Raw genomic sequence first — 23,317 nt, forward strand, 5'->3', positions numbered from 1 at the left:
AACAATAAACCCTTTAATTTTACTCATTTAATTATCATGCTATTTGTTCTAAACCCGTGCTATTAGCCTGTTTTATATGTGATTAACCAGTCAATAAATCTACTTTTTAGATGAAAAGGAAGTTTTTGAGATGCCGTTCAAACATTTATTTTTATAAAACACACATCATCGCTGCGATTCTATTTTTTGATTCTTAATTATCGTTATTAATTTATTTATAACAAAGGTATCAGAATGAACAAAGCACATGTGTCAATACCATATACTCATCATAAAAATAAAGTTTCCGTAAATAAAAAGCTTTTTCAGCTTTCAGTTATTACTTCTGCACTGCTATTTTCCGGTTATACCCTCGCATATTCAGAAGCGGGACAAATTGGTGACAAACAGAGTTGGGAAAGCCAAGAATATAAAAATGACTGGGGACTGGCGGCAATGAATGCCTCCAGTGCTTATGCTCTTGGTTATCATGGGCAAGGCGCTAAAATTGGTGTAATGGATTCTGGTGCACTGTTAACTCATGAGGAACTCAGCGGTTCCCGCTTCCATGCAGTAAAAGCCAAAGGTGAATATGGCTCAACAGGCATGCGCTATCCACAGGAAATGGGAGGAAACTATGAAAAAGATCAACCATTTGATGTCGATGGTAATTGGATAAAAGGCGTCAATGATACCCACGGAACCCATGTTACTGGTACTGTTGGGGCAAATCGTGATGGAAATGGTATGCACGGTGTTGCTTGGGGTTCTGATGTCTATGTCGGTAATACTGGCGCAACAGATAGCAATAACTATGGTCCTTATCAAGACTATCAATATTTCTATACTGGCTGGAAAGCAATGGTCGATGACGGTGCTCAGGTGATTAATAACAGCTGGGGTACCAATACACGGATTATAAATACAGTAAAAACAACCGGCCCTGACGGAGGTAATACCACCGTTCATTTACCCGCTGATACCACTCAGCAAACTGAATACGAATATTTCTATTTCAAAAAAGTGTATGGCGACAAACCTTCTTTTGTCGATGCAGCCTATGATGCGGTGAAAGGCACCAATGTGGTTCAAGTCTTTACCACCGGTAACCGTGATTTTGCTAACCCATACTATCGTCCTCTCTACCCTTACTTTAATCCACAAGCTGAAAAACATTGGATTGCAGTTGCAGGCATGAAACAAAATGCGGCTAAAACTGGCTATGAACTAGAAGGTATGTTCAACGAAGCGGGCAATGCAAAATGGTGGACTGTCGTTGCACCAAGCCGTGCTATCTACTCGACTGTTGTTGATGAAGAGGGTAATCCGGGTTGGGATACCTTTAGCGGAACATCTATGGCAGCCCCACATGTTACCGGCGCTATGGGTGTGTTGATGTCTCGTTATCAATCCATGAATGCCCTGCAAGTTCGCGATGTGATGTTTACCACTGCCAATCGTTACAATCCTGACGGCTCTCTGTATAAAAATTGGACTTCCGCAGATGGCGTACCCGATGAGCGCTACGGCTGGGGTACACCAGATTTAGAAAAAGGCATGTACGGTCCGGGTCAATTCCTAGGTAAATTCGAATATAACTTAGATTCCACCCCACTTGATGTTTGGACTAACGATATCTCCCAAGCAGCGCTCGATCAGCGTGAAGTCGAGGATCTTGCATGGCTAACCGACTATAAAAATAACGGTATCGATGCGGGAGGAAATTACGAATTAGGTGATAACTTCGTTGTTAACGATGGTAATCCAGACCCTGCGTCCCACATTGTCGATATCAATGATGCTAAAAAATGGCGTCAAGAGTATTACCAAAAACGTGCCGAAGCTATTCAAGCCAAAATCGATGCGGGTTTATATGACGGTGCATTAGTGAAAAAAGGTCAAGGCGCTTTGGTCATGACTGGCGACAACACTTATCGTGGCGGTACTACCGTTGAACAAGGCACGTTGTATGGCTTCACTGAATCTTTCGGTACTGCGGATGTGAATGTGAACGGCGGTGCAATCAGTGTGATCGACCGTTATAACGACACGTTCACTCAAAAAGGTCAGCTGACTTCTAATCAAAGTCATAAAGCCAACATCAATATCAATGATAAAGGCACCTATTTGGTCGCTGTGGGTCACAATGCGAATGTCGGTAATCTTACTTTAAATCAAGGTGCTCAACTCGATGTCGCCGCAAGTGATGTCGGCCAATTAAAAGATGTTTATCTGAATGGCAATACCGTTCAAGGTACGGTGAATGCAGATAATCTAGTGGATAGCCGTGCAAAAGCTAAAGCTTTAGCAGCAACGCCAAATAATGCGATATCGGATGATTACGCATTATTCCAAAAAGATGTTTCTGTAAAAAATAATACGATTACAGGCTCAATTAGCAAAAAAGGCGATACAACTTTAGCGACCTTTGCAAACAATGAAAATGGTCGTGCTATTGCAAATACATTAGACAGTAATGCAAAAGGCCAGCTGTTTGATGCTGTATTACCAATGAGCGCAAATGACCTGAGCAGCACCTATCAATCATTGGGCAACGACATGCTACTAAATGCGAACACAGCGAGTGTGGTGAACGTATTAGGCTTAACCCGTACCGTGAAAGATCAGGCTATTGGTGTCGGTCATGGTCGCTATGCTAACCTCGAAAACAGTAATGCTCGTATGTGGATGACTGGTGTAGGTCAATGGGGCAATCTGGACTACGGTTATAGCAATATGGACGTGGATTTCTACGCCGGCTTAGTCGGTGCAGAAATTGATGTCACTGAAAATACCAAAGCAGGTCTGTTCTTCGGGGCTGGTTCAACCCATTATAAAGCTCACGAATACGGAAAAATTGACAGTAATGACCTCCATGTCGGTCTGTATGGTGTTTCCAACATCAAAGATGTAGCCGCAGTAAACTATGGTATTACTCACACTAACCAAGATCGTGATGCTAAACGCACATTATGGGTCGGACAAACTTCAGGTTATAACTCCACCAGCTATGATGCAAAAATCACTCAGTTCTTCTTGGAAGGCGCTTATACCCAGTTGAATAATGATAAATACTCTATTGAACCGTATGCTGGATTTAACTGGCTACATGTTTCAACAGACAGTATCAATGAGCAAGTGGGCAATATGCAGTTCAGTACTAAAACTGACAATCAAGATATCCAAGTGGGTACCATTGGTTTACGTGGTGGTTATCCATTCACCGCAGGCAGCATCAACATGGCTCTGAAAGGCGATGTCTCTGCAAGCCACCTGTTTGGTGATAACCGTCCGGAAGCTCAACTGTATTTATCTAATTCCGGTGAAGCGACTTTACGTGGTGGAAAACTGGATAACCTATTCGGTGTAGGCTTAGGTGTTGATGCTCAGTTGAATAAATCAACTACCTTCGGAGTTTCTTACCAAGGTCAGTACAATAGTGATGTGAGTTCAAGTGGTATTAATGCAACACTGAAAGTGAATTTCTAATACAGTAACAAGTAAAGCGTATAAACGCCCTCTTCAAATGAGCAGAGGGCGTTTATATTCAAAGATTAAATAGCTAATAATAATAGAGTTCAATTTTTGAGGAGCCATCAAGATAAACAGGTGAACTCAGGTTCAAATTTTTTATATCTGTAATATACGTTTGTATAATAATTTTTGCTGTTAAGCTCGTAAAGGGTTGGGGAAAGTTTTTGCTTCTATCCGTTGAATAGCCAAAATAATAATCCCCACTAAATATACTCCCTCCAGTAATATCGTTTTCATAAGCCATTATCCAGGATATACCTTGTTTTGGCGCTTGTTTAGTATAGTAACGAGCGCTAACTTTAATACCGTCTAACAACATTTCTGAAGTTGGCATGACCATAAGATAACCACCAATTTTTTTACCTCCAGATATCCCTAAACCAGCGACATCTGGCTCATTAATATTAGATAGTCCGAAGGGTAAATTTTTACCTAAACCAGCAATAGTAACTGAGGGAGCAACTCTTGCTGCACCACTGGTATTTGTCGTTCCTTCTTTAATATCAATTAATGAATTTGGTCTATTACTCTGTGCTTTTATAGCAACATTTGTTGCTCCATCGCATTGAACCGAAAATATAATAGACTTTGCTGGGAGAACTGTTGGACCGCTTGAAGACAACTGATTTACTGTCATAACTCCATAATCAATCACTCCACCACTAGATATCATTGGTGTGCATGATGCAGAACTAAATGTAGATACTACAGAAAATGAATCAGATACTTTTTTATGAAAATCAAAACGAATATCATCAGCCTTGGGTGAATCATCTGGCTGAATAGACTCACCAATATGAATAAAAGGTTTTACAGTAAAAATTAAATCAATTTTTTTCCTTTAACCAATGCAGTGGGTTGAACTACATCATTTGGTTCTAATTGAGTCCCGCTATGACGTACATTATTTCTAATAATATCGGTAGAAATAGTTTCACCATCAACAATGAGACGCTCTAAATTCACTTCCAAATGACTTTTTTGCCCAAATAAAAAACCAGATTTAATTCCCTTTAAACCATTAATCGTCAAAATAGGCTCAATATCTTCAGAACAAATTAACCGCATTATCCCTGTTTTTTGGGGAAGTTCGCTTTCACCTGAAGATTGATATTTAATCAAACTTCTCGCTATACGCCCATAATCTATTACTTTCTGCTCAACAGTTAATTGGCACTGAGTGGGGTCCAGATCATCAGCCAGACCGGCGACAGGCCATGTAACTACACTTAGTATGATAAAAAATAAATACCCTAAACTATGATTAAAAATCAACATATCTAATTCATTCTCTCGCTAATACATTGTCCATCCACTGTCTCAAAAAGCACATCAACTTCTGGGTCATCGGGGAGTTTTAACGTTAATGAGCATTTAGCATTATCAGAAATTACTACATGTAGAACCATATTAGGTATTGCATCATTCAAGAATATTTCCCCAGTTTTTGTCGATAATGTCAGAAAATTTCCAGCTTCATCATTAATGATCGAATCTATCGGTAACGCCTTACCATGAATACTCGTTTTAATTAAAACTCTCCGGGCATTGATAACTGTGAATATTTCGGATACGACTGAGCCTTTTGCTGGAGTTACTGATTTATATGCATTGGCTATATCACTTTGTCGAGATAAAGATCGAGTATCAACTTTAATACTATTTTGATTGTATGCATTAAGACTAGGTATTACTGCATAACCATTTCCATTAGTCCAAGTTGGTCCCGAATTTGAATCAATACGAATAAACCGCCTGTCACTGACTTTAGCTATGCCAAAAGTATCTTTAACTTCATAAGGAGATAATATTAACCCTTCATCAACCCATACCGCACTACCTGACAATGATGCTCCCCAGTTAGTTTGACTATTATTATCTCGACGGACATTTCCACCAATTTGAGTATAAGGAGTCACTGTATTGAAATGACTGGAAATAGCCTGATAGTTTGAATTATCATTATGCTCATAGCTTATGCTCCAGTTTCTATCCTGACTTGCATAATTATTATACCTAACACCTGAATTATTATTACTAGAATGATTCAACCATGTTGATATATTTGCTCGTTCTAAAGGAATAGACAAACGAAAATAAAAAGCATCTTCAGATTTATTATTTATCGTATAATTTTTTTGAACTGTAGCACTAAATATATAATTATCAAAAAATGCTTTACTCCAAGTAAGACTAAAATAGTCTTGATATTGATCGTTAGATATATATGACCTTCCCATCGATGAACCTAAAGAACCTATGGAAGAATTAGACCAATTTAAATCCATACCAACCTGTTTTTGTTTATTTGAAAAATAGCCATCACTAGTTTCATATCTAACGCTATCACTTAAATACTCATACTTTTCACTTTGAATTAATGAACTGAATCCAATTGATAAACTATCAGACAGAGGATAACTCAATACTCCAAAAATCAAACCTCCCGTATTATCATTAGGGAAGTTGCGATTAAGTGGTCCGCAGCTCCCGATATGACGCCCCAAACCGTCCTTTATCGACGTCCTGTGGCTCAATTTTCCAATTTTCAGCCCAAAATCGTCTCTTCGTGGCTGATTTTGGCCCTGTTTCAGGCCAATTTCCTCATTTCAGGTAGATCTCGCCTGTGCCCGTATCAATTGGTCAACTCGAACCAGGTTCGCCAGGGTGAATAACATCGCCAGTTGACTGTCATTTTTAGCCAGCCCCTTGTACCTGGCTTTGACGAAACCAAACTGACATTTTACTATCCGAAATGGATGCTCAACCTTCGCTCGGATACTCGCTTTCAGGTATTCGTAACGGATGGCCAGCTTGTTCTTGCGCGGGTGTTGCTTCAATGCATTCACTTTGCCGGGACGCTTGGCGATAAGCCAGTCTGCGCTGACATCGCTGAGCTCATCGCGCTTTTCGGCCCCCTGATAACCAGCATCGGCTGAGATAAATTCCTCATCGCCATGCAGTAACTTGCCAACCTGATTGAGGTCGTGCTCGTTAGCCGCCGTGGTCACCAGACTGTGGGTCAGGCCACTTTTGGCGTCCACGCCAATGTGCGCTTTCATGCCGAAGTACCACTGGTTACCTTTCTTGGTCTGGTGCATGTCTTCATCACGGCTGTTGTGTTTGTTTTTGGTAGAGCTGGGGGCTTGAATGATGGTGGCATCCACCAAGGTGCCCTGGGTCATTAGAACGCCACACTCTGCTAGCCAGTGATTAACGGTACTGAAGATTTTGCGGGCCAGTTCATGCTGCTCCAGCAAATGCCGGAAATTCATGATGGTAGTGCGGTCTGGAATGGCTTTATCCAGTGACAGGCGAGCAAATTGGCGCATGGAGGCGATTTCATAGAGGGCATCTTCCATGGCCTCATCGCTCAGGTTGTACCATTGCTGCATGCAGTGAATACGCAGCATGGTTTCCAGCGGATAGGGCCTGCGACCATTACCGGCCTTGGGATACACAGGCTCGATAACGCCAAGTAATTTGTCCCAGGGAAGCAAGTCATCCATTCTGCCAAGGAAAACTTCTTTGCGGGTCTGGCGGCGTTTACTGGAAAACTCACTGTCGGCAAAAGTCAGTTGCTGGCTCATCCGGTTACTCATTCTGGGTTCAGGTTACAACACGATGATCTCACATCTCGGACTTATTCGCACCTTCCTTAGCATGATCATATGAAAAGCTATTATTAATACTTACAAAAATATTGTTTTCAAATAAAAAAGATAATTCCAACCCCATATTATAATAATATGACGAATTAATTAATCCATATTTCAAACCTAAATTTGGCAATAAACCAAAACCTTTTGAAAAAGATATAACCATTGGTTTTTTTTGTGAATTACTCTCATTGTAACGCCCAAAACCAAAAGTATAATCAGTATCACCATCTAGGGTATAACGCAAGAAGGTTGTGGCAGGAACAATAAAGTCCTGCTGGCTACCATTCACGCCTTTTAAATAAACGTGCAAATCGCTTAAGTTATTTAACAGTGTCAGTTTTGATAATTCAAATGGACCTTCAGAAACTGCTGTGTTATAGATTAACTGTCCTGATTGATATATTTCGACCATTGATGATTCTGACGCAATCCCTCTAACAATTGCTTTATCTCCAAATCGATTATTTTGTAATGAACTTTCAGGGTATATTTGAAAACCAATAATCTTAGACCCACTCAAAACTGTATTCCGTAAATTCACCTGACCAATTTGTATATTTTTACTCAATTTCTCAATAGTTGTTTGAGCATACAAAGATTGATGATTTATTTTTGTTTTTTCTAAATGATTCAAAGTTTGAAAACTACGAAAAATCCAATTATTAGCATTAAACCCAATCTCGCTGTTAATGAAGTACATATCATCATTTGAACGATTAGAGTCCCCCATATATTGAGAGGAATAATTTATTAACCCCCCAAAACCACCATATTTATAATCATAAACATCATTTTTCCTCATATCAATTGCACTCTCTGGTACAATAATATGAATTTCATTTTTGGAAGGTTTCAAAAGAATATCACTACGTTTCCATAGTGATGGTAAATTCAAACACTTTGAGACTTCTTTTATTGAGGGATAAATGATACCTATATCTTTCAAATTTTCTTTTGTTAGACAGGGTCTTCCTTCATTATTTATCGTTATATTTATCTCTTTTTTATACTGATTATTAACATATATCTTTACGTACTGTTCCCCAGCCATAAATGAAGCTGACACAGATAATTTTTTAGCTACTGAGGAATCAATACCAATTGATTTAAGCATCTCGTCATCAAAATCAATTGCATCACTCGAATATACAGACTTTGATACCAATAAAATCAATATTGTAGTTAGAACATAAACTTTCATTCTGAGTTTCATTCTTTTTATAATTAGAAGATATCTAAATACTAAAGTCAATTTTCATTTATTTTACAGGTGCATCATAAGCTTCACTTGTGGAAAAGCCCCATATTGTTGCAGGGTGAAAACGTATAGATACATTATTTAATTCACTATCTAATTTTGAAAAATTACTTGGTATTTCTAATGTAAAAGATTGATTAGGTAAAATATAGCTTTTAGGTAGCATTATCATTTGCCCCGTAGGTATAATACTAGCATTAAGAGAAGTAAATCGCACAACATAGGGTGATGGATTAATTACCACAATAGATTTACCATTAATACTCCATTTTAGTTCTTTCCACGGAGAATCATTTTTTTTCAATCCTATCGGACGAATAATTACAGGTATATTTTGTTTAAACGTAACATTAATTTCTTTTTCTAAAACTTTATTTTTAGGTGGAACACCTTCAAAACTAGCTCTCTTTAATCTCTCTGTTTTTATTGGTGTTTTGCTTGTTAGTAAAAAACGAACTGTTTGAGTGTCATTACCATCAACACGTGTAACTGGTGGAAAAACAGTAATTAAATCTTCAGTATCTTCAACAGTATTTTCAATTTTTGTCACTAATAAATTAGGGAAGTCATCAGAATTTTTATATCAATAACGCCTTCACCATCACTTCCCTCAATAATAACAATTGTATCTTGTGGAACCATACCGGCACTTAAACTCAAAGGAGAAAACATCATAAAAAATATTATTAAAATTGTTTTTTTTTCATATTTTATACCCTGTAAAAATTAGAGCGATTTAATTAACACTAACCGCTCAAATTAAATTAAATTAAATTAAATTAATTTAAATTAAAAATAATATAACTCAATCGTTGAAGAACCATCTAAGTTGATTGGTGAACTTAAATCCAATTTACTTTTGTCCGTAATATATGCTTGAACGAGTAAGGTTCCTGTCAATCTTGTGAATGCCGTAGGCGATTTTGCGTCATCTCCTGCTGAATAAGCATAATATGCAACATCTTTACTAAATAATGAATGCCCATTATTTGAGCCATAGCTCGCTGATTCTTTTACCCATTTAGCATCAGATGGCATCTCATAACTATAGTACTTATAGGTAGCTTCCTGATCATCTAAGCTTACTGATACTGGCGGCAATGTTAGCGTATAACCACCAATATTTTTTCCTTTTGACTGTCCCAGCCCTGCAGCCGTTGGACTTCCATAGCCAGAGTTTCCTATAGGCATATCTTTATTTAATCCTGCATTTTTAACATCTGAATTAACCACTCCAGTCCCTGCTATATTTTCAACACCAGCATCAGTTACTGTTCCTGGTCTATTACTATACGCTCTTAAAGCAACATTCATCGGACCACTACAATTAATTGAAAATGCCACTGTTTTTACTGGAAGAATTGTAGGTCCAGTTTCAGCTAGCGTATCTTGCTTAATAAAACCATAATCCACTACACCTCCACCACTCGATGCAGGTGTACAAGAGTTAGCACTAATAGTTCCTATAACCGAAATATCAACTGAGTCTGCGGAAAATGCAGAAAATGATGTAACAGCAAAAGCTGTAGTTAATAATAATTTTTTCATTCATCTATCTCTATATAATTAGATAAAAAATACGATTGGAAATTTAAATATTCACAACACGCCATAACAATAAAAATATTATTTAAATATAATATTTAACTATTGATACTCTATATAAATAACGCCAGTTTTTTTATATTCTCCTGGTGTTAATTTATCAACTGAATCTACAACAGCCCATAACCTAGTATTCTCAATACGACCTTTATTTATTAACCAGTTTTTTTTAGTATCAGAGTAATAGTTATCATCAAATATCATTTTTATATTCAAACCACCTAAATCCATATATTGAGGGGTTACAGTTAATTTGACGGAAGCATTTTCATTACATTCACCAGATAAGTTTGTAGAATCATATTTATCTTCAGCTGAATGTTGATCTACCGTACCAAGATCTAATTCATCATCAGTGAGCCAAAAGTTACATACAGTTTCCACTTCAATAGGAGGTAAAGGTGGTAAAGCCGAAGGTACGGGATCCCAGACTCCATCACCATCACACCTTGCACCGACATAAAGAGTGGGTACTGAACCTGCCGAAAATGCATAAACATCAATGTCTTTAGATAGAATCTTATATACCCCACTAGGCCCATCTACCTCATAGATAAATCCTGGTTCCGATGGATTTCCTCCTGGTGATGGTAAAAATACCGTAACAACTTCATTTTCTTTTTTGCTAATCCGAATATTCCGAGTAAATGTATAGCTACTATATATTGATAAATACATAGCTCCGTCCGTGTAATCTACCCAGTGTGATGCCCCATTTTTCAGCACTGTCCAGTTAATCCAACACTGATCATTTTTATCACTCGTCCAACTCAAAACAGGGTCACCTTTTAAAAAAACTTTTTGAACTTTTCTTTGACCAACGTCACCTTGAGCTAATAATATTTTCCCTTCAGGGTCCCACCAAAAACTACCACCAACTAGCGAAGGGGCAGCATAATCCCCAACCTTTGTTTTATTCGCAAACATCCCCCAGCCATCTTGGCTTTCAGTCCAGCACCTTGCTGGTTGGATCTGTAATAAAAAAACAAACCAAAACAAAATTATTTTTATTTTAAAATTCATATTTACCACGTTTGATTTGTTAAAAAATCTGGATAATTAATCTATTATGTATATTCATTACGTTTACTCATAATTAAGGGTATAAGTCATTAGTGCTGTAAAATCCCCAGGTACTAATTTTCTATTAACTAAGGCATTACGCTCACCTTGTACATACGCTTTAAAACGAATAACCATATCTCCATCCACTAATGGCACTATATAGCTAGCCTTTCCATCAATGAGAATAGAATTTCCATTCAAATACTCCAATCCTATTGCAGCACCTTTAGCTTCACTACTTGGTGTAAATTTCAATAATCCCTCATCATTAACAGTACCTGAAAATGAGGCAGAAATTGTTTTACCTAATGATGTATCACAATCTTTTAATTCAAAGGTAATAACTGTCCCTGATGTACGAGTGAAGCGATATAAGGATTTAGTGGGTATCACCCCCATATCATAATATGGATCTATTGTTCCAGGTTCTATCGTACAAGGAAGCGCTATCAGCGTACCCTCATAATAAATATCAGTAGATGAATCAGCTATTACAGATGATGATAATTGGCTAAAAAAAAATAAAATTATAATTTCAACATGCTTATTTTTCTTAATTTTCATTTCTAATTCCCTATGGGTAACGAATTTCAATAGTACCCATTGCTGTAAACGGCTTTTCGAATAAATCTACTGATAAATCTCGAACAGGTACGGCTGATAATGGAATTTTTTTCACACCACCACTCGACATTACTATTGGAATATTGTCATCATTCGGAGGAATAACATGCCCTTCATAATAAAGACGAATACCTAACCCAGAGAGACTAGTCTGCACCGCATTATTATCAAATGATGCAGCATTCATTCCTTTGTAAGCAATAAATAAGGCAACATTATTACCAAGTTCATTACTACAATTAATATTTAATATAAAATCTTTTAAATAGTTTGAACCATCAATCCGTGTAATACCAACTTCACCGAAATTAATTTGAATTGGATCATTTTCCCCTGATATATCACAAGGAGGATTCCCAATTAAGTTACCTTTGAATGTTACTAGTGTTGATGATTTTACTGAGAGCACTAATAAGATATTGATTAAAAAAACAATAAACACCCTATAAATTAACTTTTCAAAAATGAATTCTCTCATTACTCGTATTCCACGGTCAGTAATGCTGTAGCATCAAATTCACCCTCATTTAAACCACCAGATGAGTTAGTGATAGGAACAACTGTTAATAATGGTTTATTTTCATAATCAAATATAACCCAATCATTGATTGATAAATCTTGCCCATTTCTTTTAATTTTAAGCCCTAAATTAGGCTCACTTGTCTTTAGTAATTTAGAATTAAATTTTGCACCTGAATTATTCTCAAAACGCAATTTCAATTTTGTATTACTCTCAGCACCATCACATTTCAATGTGTAAGGAATAGTTTGCTCATAATTTAAGCCATCTATATTTTTAATAATCATATCGCCAAAATTAACTTCTATTTCTTTATTATCATTAACATCACATGTTTTTAATTCTATACGAACTTGTACGGAAAAACCTAAGTTAGTAGATTTAGACCAGCTAATACTTGAAAAAATAAACCCGTTAGAATAAAAACAATCCGAATAGAAAATAATATATTTTTGCTTAGTTTCCCCCTTTCCATTTCAACCCCTTTATTCATAAATCATCTGGAAAGAAATCACAGCAGAATATGCATTAGGTAATAATTTAGCAGCCGTACGCACTGGAGAAACATAATAAGTTAACGTAGTTTGACCTGGCGGTAATACAATAGGATTACTGGCTAAATTTAACGGTAATAATGCTCCATCCATACCTGTAATTGCTAAACCAAGACCTTCTGCACCAATAGCTTTTGCAAAATCAGGCATCCAAGATATTGTTGGTGCAATAAAACGAATTTTCACAGCCGGTTGGCTAAGACTCCATGCACTCATCCCTGTTCGTGAATTATTTAATACTGTATTTACCTCAATGCAATCTTGAAGCTCAATTTGAAATGCGGTCGGGCGCCCTATATCTCCGACCTTTTTTAAATTCGCTGTTTCAATATTTCCAAGATCAATGGATTGATATTCCGACGTCATTGCTAAGCGGCAAGGACTTTCTGTCAATGAACCTGAAACATACAAATTTCCATTGGTACCATCTACTTGCCAATTATCAATAGGATGATATAAATGACTGCTATTATTTTCAGCTTGACAGTTTAATGCATATAACGAGCAATATACCAGCAACGTTAAAAACGTATAGAGCTTAAAAAATTTGTATGTCATCGTCTATCCTTTAATAATTCAGTACTGAAAAAACAGTTATGCCAATTAAAATTTATTTTCACTGATTACTTGGCAATGAGTACTTTGGCACTGAAATGTCAGCGTTGGGCGTCCACCATAATCATTGATATAACTTAATACTGGATGAGCACCTAATATTCCAGCACTTATGCCCAAATCCTTCTCTCCAAAAGGAGGTATCATAATAGGTGTAAATTCTTGCTTACTTTGATTATCTAAAGCTTTTACACTCTCGGCTGCATTAATTAATGTGACATAATAAGGAGTTGGGTTTTTGACTATCATTTTTCCTCCTTGCTTCGTCATTGTTAATTTCTCTTGCCATGGCACTCCCATTTTTTCCGGAATAATACCTTTTGGGCGATAAAATAATTTAACTCTCGTCTGCAAAGCAATTTGTAATGTATTCGGCTTACCACTTTTAGGTGGGATCTCACGCAAATTAAAGTAGAAAAATGATTCTCGATCTTGAGGTAACCTATTAATATCATTTAATGATTCAATTTTAACTTGGCTTGCAGATGCTGGCTCAATACGTTGTACTGGAGGTAATACTACTAATGGTGACGTAATTTTTTTTCCGTTTTCATCATCAATCCATGCTTGAGCTAAATACGGTAGCTGTTTATTATTATTAGAAATATTAAGTGATATTGATTTTTGATCGCCATTAAAAATTACTCGTGTACGGTCTAATGAAATAGCAGCTTGAGCAATATGGCTCACTAGTATTGTTCCAATCACACTAATCGCTCTCAAGATTAAAACTTTTTCTTTCTTTAATTTCATTTTTTATTTTCCCCTCAATAACTGAACAGATCATCTCAATTATTTTTATATACTTAGTAATTACTAAAAATTTAATTTGAAGTAACTGAGTCAGCCATTTTTTTATATACTGGCATACACTGCATTAATAAAAATGAACTTTCATTATCAATTTTAGAGGGAAATGTAATATCACAGTGCTCATCATCTCCCCATAAAATATTCATAACTGAATTAGGTTCAATTCCACTAATGTATGCATTACCATTATCACTAACGAGTCCCATATTTTGCCCTTTAATATTTGTGATCTGAGCACCAAAAGGAGGATAACTACCATCAGGTAAACGTAATGCAGTCATCATTTTCAATCCAGAAATAACACCAAATTCACGATATCCAACAGCCCCCTCAGTGAGGGTCAATTGAACAACTGACTGTGGTACATCGACATCATCTGGTAGCTTATTTAAATCAACTTGAGCTTTATTACGATAGTAGCTATTCATATCTCCAATAACAGCCTTGCCAAATATATTACTTGTTATTGGAGCTCCAAATCCTTTAATTGGTATATTGGCAACTCCATCTGTATCTACCAGTAAACGAGTTCCCCCCGCAATTCCCATACGGTGAATCCCTCCACCTTGAGCGGTTAATGTTAATCCTCCCGTAGCGGATAGGCCCAAAGATGTATATTGATTATTAGCATGGCTTCCATTTACTGATAATCTAGCCATATCACCTTGATATGACATATACCCCGAACTATTTAATCCTTTACGACTTGAACCAATACCTAATTGGTAAGTCGCCCTCTCATTTATTCGGTCATAGTAGGTCATTCGATTAACAGTGTCATATTGGCTACTGTTTAATGAATATCCAATATTAGCACCACTACTAAGTGGAAATGAAGTTGATAAATAAATACTATCTTCATTTACACCTTTATATATATTTCGATTCAACGATAAATTCACACCCACATTTCTAAATGAACCAAAGTCAAAATATTTTGATAATGTTAAGCTATAGTAATTATTATCAGATCTATCCCAATAAGTTTGATGGTTATAGTTCAAAAATAGACTCAAGCCCAGATCATTAATATTTTTATTCAATGAAATTGTATATAACTCCTTACTTCCTCCAGACCGCTCCCCGGTTTGTTGGGATTGTAAAAAGTCGCTCATGCTCATGAACTCTCGCTCAGAAAATCGATATCCAGCAAATTGAACTTGGCTATCAATAGATTCAAATCGTTTTGCATAACTCACACGATAAGAACCACCACTCATCATTTTCTCTCCAGGCAATTGAGAAAAAGAGTTTGTTACATCAAAAGATAATGCACCGAATGCTAATAAGTCTCGCCCAATACCAACTGAAACAGCATGATAATTTAAACTATTAATCAGCCCACCAAAAAGAGACCAACCGTTATTTATCCCCCAGGAAAATTCCCCTGAGATAAATCCATCACCATCTTTACCATTTTCATAACTCTTTGGCTGGCCTAATGCTAATTTATATTGAAACTGCCCAGCCCGTGTTAAATAGGGTAAATTCGCAGTATCAAGCTGATATTCCTGTACAGTCCCATCTTGTTCTTCGACTCTAACATCCAATGTTCCACTAATTGAATCACTTAAGTTTTGAATTCGGAATGGCCCAGGAGCAACCTGCTCTGAATAAATAACACGCCCTTGTTGGCTAATAATGACGGTCGCATTAGATTGAGCAACCCCGGTAACTTCGGGAGCATACCCACGTAAACTAGGCGGTAACATATTCAAATCAGAATGTAAGCTAGCTCCAAGAAAACGAAATGAATCAAACATATTAGAAGCAAGATAGTCCTCCCCTAAAATCAGTTTTGCACCGATAGAAGGTAAAGCTCGATATGCATAAAAACGACTCCATGAAAAATCTCTATCCTCAGATTGAGTAGCGCTGGTTGAATGATTTAAACGCCCTTGCCAATCAGCCCGAAAACGCCACGCACCTAAATTAGCACCAACAACACCATTTCCATTGAGGTTATAAGAATCTCCATTGCCTTTATGGGACCGATAAGCATTACTATTTAATGTGTAATCCAAAATTATGGCTGCTATACCATTATCCCAACGAGAAGGAGGATCCCAGTTAGGTGCTGTATACTCTAAATATGCCTGTGGAATACTGACATATAAGGTTGATGTTGCTAAATCACCTCTAACCTGCACACCAGGTATACTATCGATATTCAAGCATTCTCCATCATGCCACCATGTTATTTTTTTCTTGGTCGCGTCAGTGAATCCTATTTGACTTGTCATTTCAGGTGATAGACATGCTACACTGCCATTAGGGTCACTTTCTGGTATATAAAACGGTACTTTTATTTCAGCTAATGTATCTTCATTGACTTTTAACGCCATAGTATATGTATTTGGCATGACATAACCTGCGCGTGAAAAGTGCTCTAAGTTGATATTTTTTTTGTCTTCAACATCTAATGCATCCGTATTAAATTCAATCGACTCAGATCGAGTTGATGCAAATGTCACCTGTATACAACAGCCCAATACCAAAGCAACAGACAGCGGTAATCGCACAAGGCGAAAATACTGAGCCTTTCGTAATGACATAAAAAATATCCCTAATGAATACTTAAAATTAAAAAGGTCACTCATTTAGATGGCGTTATAATTTTTAGTAATAATCCACTTTAAAACGAATAAAACTCTGATAATGCCCGGATCTTAGCGGTTGAAAGTTCGATGTTAAACGCAACGTATAAGATAAACGCATACTAGGTGGAATAATGTTTTTTTCTGATAATGATTCACCTGGTATAACTTGCTGCTGTCTGGCATCTTGCATAAATAAACCAACACCACGAGCCTCTCCAAAAACTTGAAATAATCCATTATCTTCGGCTCCTTCAAACGTCATTTTTAAAGCGTGCCATGTTTTTGTTGGATCGCTATGTTTGACTAAATCACAATTCACCAATTGAATTTCAAAATCTTTCACCGGACCAACTCCCTCTTGGCGAATAGTTCCAATCGGAAGTACTCCCATATCAATAATTTGATCCCGTGAATCCATAGAAATAGTACAGGCAGCATCTGTAATCTCACCCACCATAGTTACCCTGCCTGCACCATATTCAATCGCGTGAACCGAAAAAACGATAAAAGTATTTATGAAAAGAATTACACTACAAATTAATTTTGTAAAATTTCTCATTTCATTTCTCTTAATATATTTCACGCGATTAATGTAATTATGGATATTGCATAGTGAAGTTAGCAATAGCAGTAAATTCACCTGGTTTAATAACCGTTTTATCGCCTTGTAAATAAGCAGAGAATAGTAATGTATTATCACCATTTTGTAATGAAACTACACCAGCACCCTCTGAACCATCAATTTTAACTGGCAAACCATTAATACCAGTTATAACAACACCCGCACCAGAAGCTGTACCTTGAATAGCTAATGCATTATCTAAACTTGTATTTGGCCCTCCAGTAAATGTGGCCTCCGCACTTTTTTTAGTTGTTATATCGCAATCAACTAATTCAATTTTGAATGGAACTGGGCGAGAAGTCCCACCAGCCGATAATTGAGCTGAAGCGATTTGACCTAAATTAACACTTTGGTCTGTAGACTCAGGTGCAATACCACATGGAGCATCAATAATCGAACCAAAAAATGTCACTGTACCTTGACCAGCATTCACTGTAGCAGACATTGCAGATGAACTCATTGCACCGGAAATTAATACTGTTAAAATAATTTTTTTCATAATTAGCCTCTGTAATAAAAAATTGTAAATTTAAAAATAGATATAATAATAACAAAATATGACATATAGCCATTTATACCCGCTAATTAAAGCAGGTATTATCTTATAAAAATAAAATCATAAAAATTAAATCAAGAGATGTTTAAATCATCCCCAAAGATTAGATTGATTATATCGGTCAACCGCCTCTAATTGTTTCTTGACTTCTTTAGACTCATTAGCAGAAGCAAATACATTATGATATTGCACACATAACATTTTCTCCTTCTCTAATATACGTAAAAAAACTTGGTTGAAGAAATTAGAAAGAGAAACATCAAGAGCATTTAAAATAATAATTAGTGTATCAATAGTGAGATTACAAACACCACATTCATAACGAGATACTTGCTGTTGTGATAAATCAATTAAATCAGCTAACTCTCTTCCTGACATTGAACGCTCTCGGCGCAATTTGCTAATTTCTTGACCTACAGCCTCTGTAAAAATAGTCTTTGAATTACTATAACCTCTTTCTGACATATTCGATAAATTCATTCCGACTGTCATGCTCCATACAAAAAAACAAAGAACTAAACTCAAAAATAATTAGTTGAGACATAGCATCTAGCAAAGTTATCCTATAGAACAACCATCATAAGTAAAATTACTTAAATTCATGCTGATAGAATCAATAAATTTAAATTGATTCCATGCATTTAAAATACATCTTATTTAATAAAATATTAAATTTAGTATAAATCATAAAATTACAATAATGGATAAATCTATTCATACTATTGCTTCAATGTTTATTAATTTACTAGAGCATAATTTTAAAATCAAATTCTATAAGCGGAAGGATATATGATATACAGAATAATTAACAACAGATATGAGTACCGCGAGTATTGATAAATTGTGTAGATTAGCCAATTTAAATCAATCCATACTATAAAACTCCCAATCATAGCAAAATAAAAAACTAAAAATAATCATATTTAGAGTAAAGAATGAATTAAAAAGCTGCTTTTTACATAAATTCATAATTCAAGATAGTGTGAAAAACATCAATGCAAAAGAACTCAAAGAATAAATCTAACACACTGAATATAAAGTATTTTTATTGAATAAGATTACGTAATGAAATTTTACAATGCTATAAATATTAAGCATTTTAACTTAATCATAAAGTTAAATACTCTTGAGGTATCAACTGTAACTGAAATCGATATAAAAAATAATATGTCTTAATCTTGAAAAATAATGACAACACACAGAAATTGAAACCCAAAAATCCTTCTATTTCCTTCAATGACACCTTATCGAAATGATATTTATTATCAAATAAATCACTAAGTCAAACTTAATTTTCACATCCTGTAAAATACATATCAATAAAAATGCATACCATTTAAATTTCCAATAAAAAGCAGCCAAAAATTAAATTAATACGTGAAACTAAATTAGCGATGAATAATAAGTCATTTAAAATGACTAATTAACACGAAAAAGATATATTTACGTTAAAAATATTAATGAAAGAAACTACCATTATCTTCTGCTATTTTTTATAAAAACATAATAATGATTAATTTTTTGCAAATTATAATCTAGTTGAACAAATAGACTTCACTTTAATAATTCCGCCCCATCATTATTATCCACATTATTTATATGGTAAATTATCATTTTAATTTATAAATAAAAATAAAAAAGCAGATACATTATATTTGCATCTACTTTTTTATTTATGAAATTCATTTCATCTGATGGATTATTGAATAAGTTAATCTGGAAAATTTGGCCCAATCAAATCAATACGATCAGTACAAATAGAGTCCACGCCCCAATCTAATAACAATTTCGCTCGTGCGAGGTCATTCACCGTATACACGAGAATATGCAGTCCTGCGGCTTTTAACTGACGAACTCTATCTTCATCTAATAACAAATAATCTAAATGGATAGAGACACAGCCTAAACGTGTTGTCAGTTCACGCCAATCCTCTCGCCACTCCTCCAGCAATAAACCGCGTGGCAATTCAGGTGCTGCGGCTTGAGCAGCTTCAAGAGACTCAATGGAAAATGAAGAGAGTAACGGTGCTGTTTGACCTTGCCATAACTGACGAGCCGCCAGAGCAACCACGGTGCCAGTCTGGGTTTCTAAACCCGTAGTTGGTTTGATTTCAATGTTCGCCATCATGCCATGCTGTTGGCAACGCTCAGCAACTTGCGATAATAATGGCAGAGGCTCGTGAGCAAACTGTGGGCTATACCAGCTACCTGCATCAATTTTAACTAATTGTTCCCAATCAAACTCTCCCGCAATTCCAGCTCCGCTACTGGTGCGCTCAAGAGTGTCGTCATGGAGTAAAAAAATTTGGCCATCACGAGATAATTTGGCATCAAATTCAATCATGGTATGCCCGAAGCTCGCTCCCACATCAATGGCGGCAAGCGTATTTTCCGGTGCTAATTTTCCACCGCCTCGGTGGGCGACAATTTTTGGATAAGGCCAATGACTCATAAACGGTGTCCATATTGAGTATCAAAAAAATGCTGATGGGCTTGCGGAATATCAAGCCACAGCGTAGTACCGACTTGCGGTCGCTGTTCATGACCAAGACGAACAATCACTTTTTGTCCGCCCCATTGACCATGCACTAAGTTATCAGCACCAAGCATCTCCAGCGTTTCTACAATCAATGGAATACCCCCTTTAGACGCAGTGCTAAGCTGTAAATGTTCAGGTCGAATTCCTAACGTTAACCCATGCCCTACCCACTGTAAATATGACTTACCCAGCGGAAGAGATATTCCACCCACTAGCTCAAAACGAGTCCCATCAGAATTCAAAGTACCTTCCAATAAATTCATTGCAGGAGAGCCAATAAAGCTGGCAACAAAGCGACTCGCAGGACGCTCATAGACCTCCACTGGAGAACCAATTTGCTCGGCAATACCTTTGTTCATCACCATCACGCGCTGTGCAAGTGTCATGGCTTCAACTTGGTCATGAGTCACATACAAACTGGTGGTTTTTAAACGGCGATGAAGTTGTTGCAGTTCAAGACGCATTTGCACGCGTAGTTTGGCATCTAGGTTAGAAAGCGGTTCATCGAATAGAAAAACCGCAGGGTCACGGACAATTGCACGCCCCATCGCTACCCGCTGACGCTGTCCGCCTGATAGCTCACGAGGTTGACGTTTAAGCAGACCATCAAGTTCTAAAATACGCGCCGCTTCAGCCACCTTTTGGCGAATAATTTCCTTCCCCATACCGCGAATTTTCAGCCCCCACGCCATGTTTTCTTCCACACTCATATGGGGATAAAGTGCATAGTTTTGGAATACCATCGCGATACCACGCTCTTTTGGTTCAAGATCGGTAACACGTTTTCTATCAATCCAAATATCCCCACTGGTGACTTGCTCCAGCCCCGCGACCATACGCAATAACGTGGATTTTCCACAACCGGATGGTCCCACCATCACAATAAATTCACCGTCAGCAACATCCACCGTTAAGGGTTTAATCACTTGGGTTTTGCCATCCCAACTTTTGCTAACAGCCTGTAGTTTTAATTCTGCCATGGTTATTTCTCACTATCGACCAAGCCACGCACAAAGGCACGCTGCATCGCTAATACAACAACAACAGGAGGAATTAAGGTTAACAGCATTGCCGCCATCACCTGATTCCATTGAGTGGTTCCTTCTCCAGAGGCAATCATGCCTTTGATCCCTGCAACAGCAGTTCCTAAACTCGGATCAGCGACGATCAGGATTGGCCATAAATATTGATTCCAACCGTAGATAAAAGTGATCACAAAAAGCGCCGCTAAATTGGTTTTGGATAATGGCAAAACAATATCGAAGAAAAAACGCATCGGAGAAGCGCCATCAATACGTGCCGCTTCAATTAATTCATCGGGTAAAGTCATAAAAAATTGACGAAATAAAAACGTTGCTGTCGCAGACGCGATAAGTGGCAACGTGAGTCCCGCATAGCTGTCCACCATGTTTAAGTTGGAAATGACCTCGACCGTTGGAAAAATACGCACTTCCACTGGCAGCATTAATGTGATGAAAATCATCCAAAAAAATAAACTACGGCACGGGAAGCGGAACCAAACTATGGCAAATGCCGATAACATTGAAATAGTGATTTTTCCAAAGGCGATGACCAGCGCCATAATGGTACTGTTTACTAACATTAACCAGAATGGGGCACTGTTAGCCGCTACACCGTTATTCCATATGTTGCTGATATTTTCCCATAAATGAGAGCCTGGGATCAGAGTGATTGGTGTATCGAAGACCGCTTTGTCATCCAACGTTGCGGCAACGAATGCCACATACAGAGGGAACAAAATAATCAAGATACCTAACGTCAGCATACTGTGACTGAAAATAGCGAGCCCACGATTTTTTTCAATCATTGGTAACGTACCTTACGTTCGATAAAACGAAATTGAACGATAGTTAAGATGATCACTAAAAACATTAAGATCACGGATTGCGCAGCGGATGAAGAGAGGTCTAATCCCGAGAAACCTTCACGATAGATTTTATAAATCAGCGTCGTCGTCGCCTGTACAGGACCGCCTCCTGTGGCGGCATCAATCACGGGGAAAGTATCAAAAAAGGCATAGACCAGATTCACCACCAGCAAGAAAAAGCTCACGGGCGTAATGAGCGGTAATGAGATTTTAAAAAAGCGTCGAATAGGACCTGCACCGTCAATCGCCGCCGCTTCCATCAAAGAGCGCGGAATTGACTGCAATGCCGCAAAGAAAAATAAAAAGTTATAGCTGATTTGCTTCCAAACTGAGGCTAACACCACCAAAAACATGGCTTGACCACTATGTTGAGCGTGATTCCACGAATACCCTAAAGATTCTAATCCATAGGTGATCAACCCTCTCCCAGGACTGAATAAAAACATCCACAATACTGCGGCAACCGCAGGGGCAACCGCATAAGGTAGCAATATGAGGGTTTGATAAAAACGGCTTCCTCGAATCACATAGTCGACTAACGCAGCCAAAAAAAGGGAAATCAGTAGACCACTTCCCGCCACCCATGCGCTAAAAATCATCGTGGTATAAAAAGAATCTAAGTAATAGCTATCACTAAATAGCTGAGTGAAATTTTCCAATCCAACAAATTCACTTGATAACCCAAAGGGATCGATATTTTGTAGTGAATACCAAAGGGCTTGTCCTGCCGGCAAAATAAAGAAAATCACCGTGATAATGAGCTGCGGAAAAACTAAAGCATAAGGTAACCAGCGGGAACGAAAAACGGGACGAGATGATGACATAAATAACCCAATAAACTCTGATTCAGTGATACCAAGCCCCCCTTATTCCCAAGAGGGGC

22 protein-coding genes are annotated in these 23,317 nt (G+C 37.2%); 1 reads left to right on the forward strand and 21 read right to left on the reverse strand.

Annotated features, from left to right (window positions below):
• Positions 1-234 precede the first annotated feature (234 nt).
• Positions 235-3,468 (forward strand): autotransporter Pta, encoded by a 3,234-nt coding sequence (pta, locus tag EL244_RS15465; protein ID WP_126462071.1) that lies wholly within the window; start codon positions 235-237, stop codon positions 3,466-3,468.
• 73 nt (positions 3,469-3,541) lie between these two features.
• Here the strand turns inward: pta and EL244_RS15470 are convergent, their stop codons facing one another.
• From EL244_RS15470 to ugpA, 21 genes are all read right to left on the reverse strand, one after another.
• The gene (locus EL244_RS15470) at positions 3,542-4,186 is read right to left on the reverse strand and encodes a DUF1120 domain-containing protein (RefSeq protein ID WP_126462074.1); all 645 of its coding nucleotides are present in this window, start codon (positions 4,184-4,186) and stop codon (positions 3,542-3,544) included.
• Positions 4,187-4,335: 149 nt separating this feature from the next.
• Positions 4,336-4,791 (reverse strand): DUF1120 domain-containing protein, encoded by a 456-nt coding sequence (locus EL244_RS15475; protein WP_126462077.1) that lies wholly within the window; start codon positions 4,789-4,791, stop codon positions 4,336-4,338.
• A 2-nt stretch (positions 4,792-4,793) separates the two neighbouring features.
• The gene (locus EL244_RS15480) at positions 4,794-6,020 is read right to left on the reverse strand and encodes a fimbria/pilus outer membrane usher protein (RefSeq protein WP_172597529.1); all 1,227 of its coding nucleotides are present in this window, start codon (positions 6,018-6,020) and stop codon (positions 4,794-4,796) included.
• 102 nt (positions 6,021-6,122) lie between these two features.
• The gene (locus tag EL244_RS15485) at positions 6,123-7,103 is read right to left on the reverse strand and encodes an IS5-like element ISEc68 family transposase (RefSeq protein WP_000082736.1); all 981 of its coding nucleotides are present in this window, start codon (positions 7,101-7,103) and stop codon (positions 6,123-6,125) included.
• A gap of 40 nt (positions 7,104-7,143) precedes the next feature.
• Positions 7,144-8,376: a fimbria/pilus outer membrane usher protein gene (locus EL244_RS15490; RefSeq protein WP_172597530.1), complete on the reverse strand. Its 1,233-nt coding sequence runs from the start codon at positions 8,374-8,376 to the stop codon at positions 7,144-7,146.
• A 58-nt stretch (positions 8,377-8,434) separates the two neighbouring features.
• Complete coding sequence (locus EL244_RS15495; protein WP_126462086.1) at positions 8,435-8,983, reverse strand: fimbria/pilus periplasmic chaperone; 549 nt, start codon at positions 8,981-8,983, stop codon at positions 8,435-8,437.
• Positions 8,984-9,222: 239 nt separating this feature from the next.
• Entirely contained in the window at positions 9,223-9,981 is a 759-nt protein-coding gene (locus tag EL244_RS15500; RefSeq protein WP_126462088.1) for a DUF1120 domain-containing protein, read from the reverse strand.
• Positions 9,982-10,080: 99 nt separating this feature from the next.
• Positions 10,081-11,061 (reverse strand): hypothetical protein, encoded by a 981-nt coding sequence (locus tag EL244_RS15505; protein ID WP_126462091.1) that lies wholly within the window; start codon positions 11,059-11,061, stop codon positions 10,081-10,083.
• A 63-nt stretch (positions 11,062-11,124) separates the two neighbouring features.
• Complete coding sequence (locus EL244_RS15510; RefSeq protein WP_126462094.1) at positions 11,125-11,667, reverse strand: fimbrial protein; 543 nt, start codon at positions 11,665-11,667, stop codon at positions 11,125-11,127.
• 10 nt (positions 11,668-11,677) lie between these two features.
• Positions 11,678-12,205 (reverse strand): fimbrial protein, encoded by a 528-nt coding sequence (locus EL244_RS15515; protein ID WP_126462097.1) that lies wholly within the window; start codon positions 12,203-12,205, stop codon positions 11,678-11,680.
• Entirely contained in the window at positions 12,205-12,693 is a 489-nt protein-coding gene (locus EL244_RS15520; RefSeq protein WP_126462100.1) for a fimbrial protein, read from the reverse strand. The genes EL244_RS15515 and EL244_RS15520 overlap by 1 nt, the downstream gene beginning before the upstream one ends.
• Positions 12,694-12,732: 39 nt before the next feature.
• Positions 12,733-13,359, reverse strand: coding sequence for a fimbrial protein (locus tag EL244_RS15525; protein ID WP_126462103.1), 627 nt, complete (start codon positions 13,357-13,359; stop codon positions 12,733-12,735).
• A gap of 45 nt (positions 13,360-13,404) precedes the next feature.
• On the reverse strand, positions 13,405-14,169 hold the full coding sequence (locus tag EL244_RS15530) for a fimbria/pilus periplasmic chaperone (protein WP_126462106.1): 765 nt from the start codon (positions 14,167-14,169) through the stop codon (positions 13,405-13,407).
• A gap of 71 nt (positions 14,170-14,240) precedes the next feature.
• Positions 14,241-16,784, reverse strand: coding sequence for an outer membrane usher protein (locus EL244_RS15535; protein ID WP_126462109.1), 2,544 nt, complete (start codon positions 16,782-16,784; stop codon positions 14,241-14,243).
• 64 nt (positions 16,785-16,848) lie between these two features.
• Entirely contained in the window at positions 16,849-17,388 is a 540-nt protein-coding gene (locus EL244_RS15540; RefSeq protein WP_126462112.1) for a fimbrial protein, read from the reverse strand.
• 37 nt (positions 17,389-17,425) lie between these two features.
• The gene (locus EL244_RS15545) at positions 17,426-17,950 is read right to left on the reverse strand and encodes a fimbrial protein (protein WP_126462115.1); all 525 of its coding nucleotides are present in this window, start codon (positions 17,948-17,950) and stop codon (positions 17,426-17,428) included.
• A 147-nt stretch (positions 17,951-18,097) separates the two neighbouring features.
• Entirely contained in the window at positions 18,098-18,487 is a 390-nt protein-coding gene (locus EL244_RS15550) for a helix-turn-helix domain-containing protein (RefSeq protein WP_126462118.1), read from the reverse strand.
• Between the two features lie 1,231 nt (positions 18,488-19,718).
• On the reverse strand, positions 19,719-20,459 hold the full coding sequence (gene ugpQ, locus EL244_RS15555) for a glycerophosphodiester phosphodiesterase (RefSeq protein WP_126462121.1): 741 nt from the start codon (positions 20,457-20,459) through the stop codon (positions 19,719-19,721).
• Positions 20,456-21,526 carry a sn-glycerol-3-phosphate import ATP-binding protein UgpC gene (locus EL244_RS15560; RefSeq protein WP_126462124.1) on the reverse strand — a complete coding sequence of 357 codons (1,071 nt, stop codon included), beginning with the start codon at positions 21,524-21,526 and terminating at the stop codon, positions 20,456-20,458. Before EL244_RS15560 ends, ugpQ begins: the two co-directional genes overlap by 4 nt.
• Positions 21,527-21,528: 2 nt before the next feature.
• Entirely contained in the window at positions 21,529-22,374 is an 846-nt protein-coding gene (ugpE, locus tag EL244_RS15565; protein WP_126462127.1) for a sn-glycerol-3-phosphate ABC transporter permease UgpE, read from the reverse strand.
• Positions 22,371-23,258: a sn-glycerol-3-phosphate ABC transporter permease UgpA gene (gene ugpA / locus EL244_RS15570; protein ID WP_039854797.1), complete on the reverse strand. Its 888-nt coding sequence runs from the start codon at positions 23,256-23,258 to the stop codon at positions 22,371-22,373. The genes ugpE and ugpA overlap by 4 nt, the downstream gene beginning before the upstream one ends.
• Positions 23,259-23,317: the final 59 nt, after the last annotated feature.

It is taken from the genome of Providencia rustigianii (genome assembly GCF_900637755.1).
Classification (GTDB): Bacteria; Pseudomonadota; Gammaproteobacteria; order Enterobacterales; family Enterobacteriaceae; genus Providencia; species Providencia rustigianii.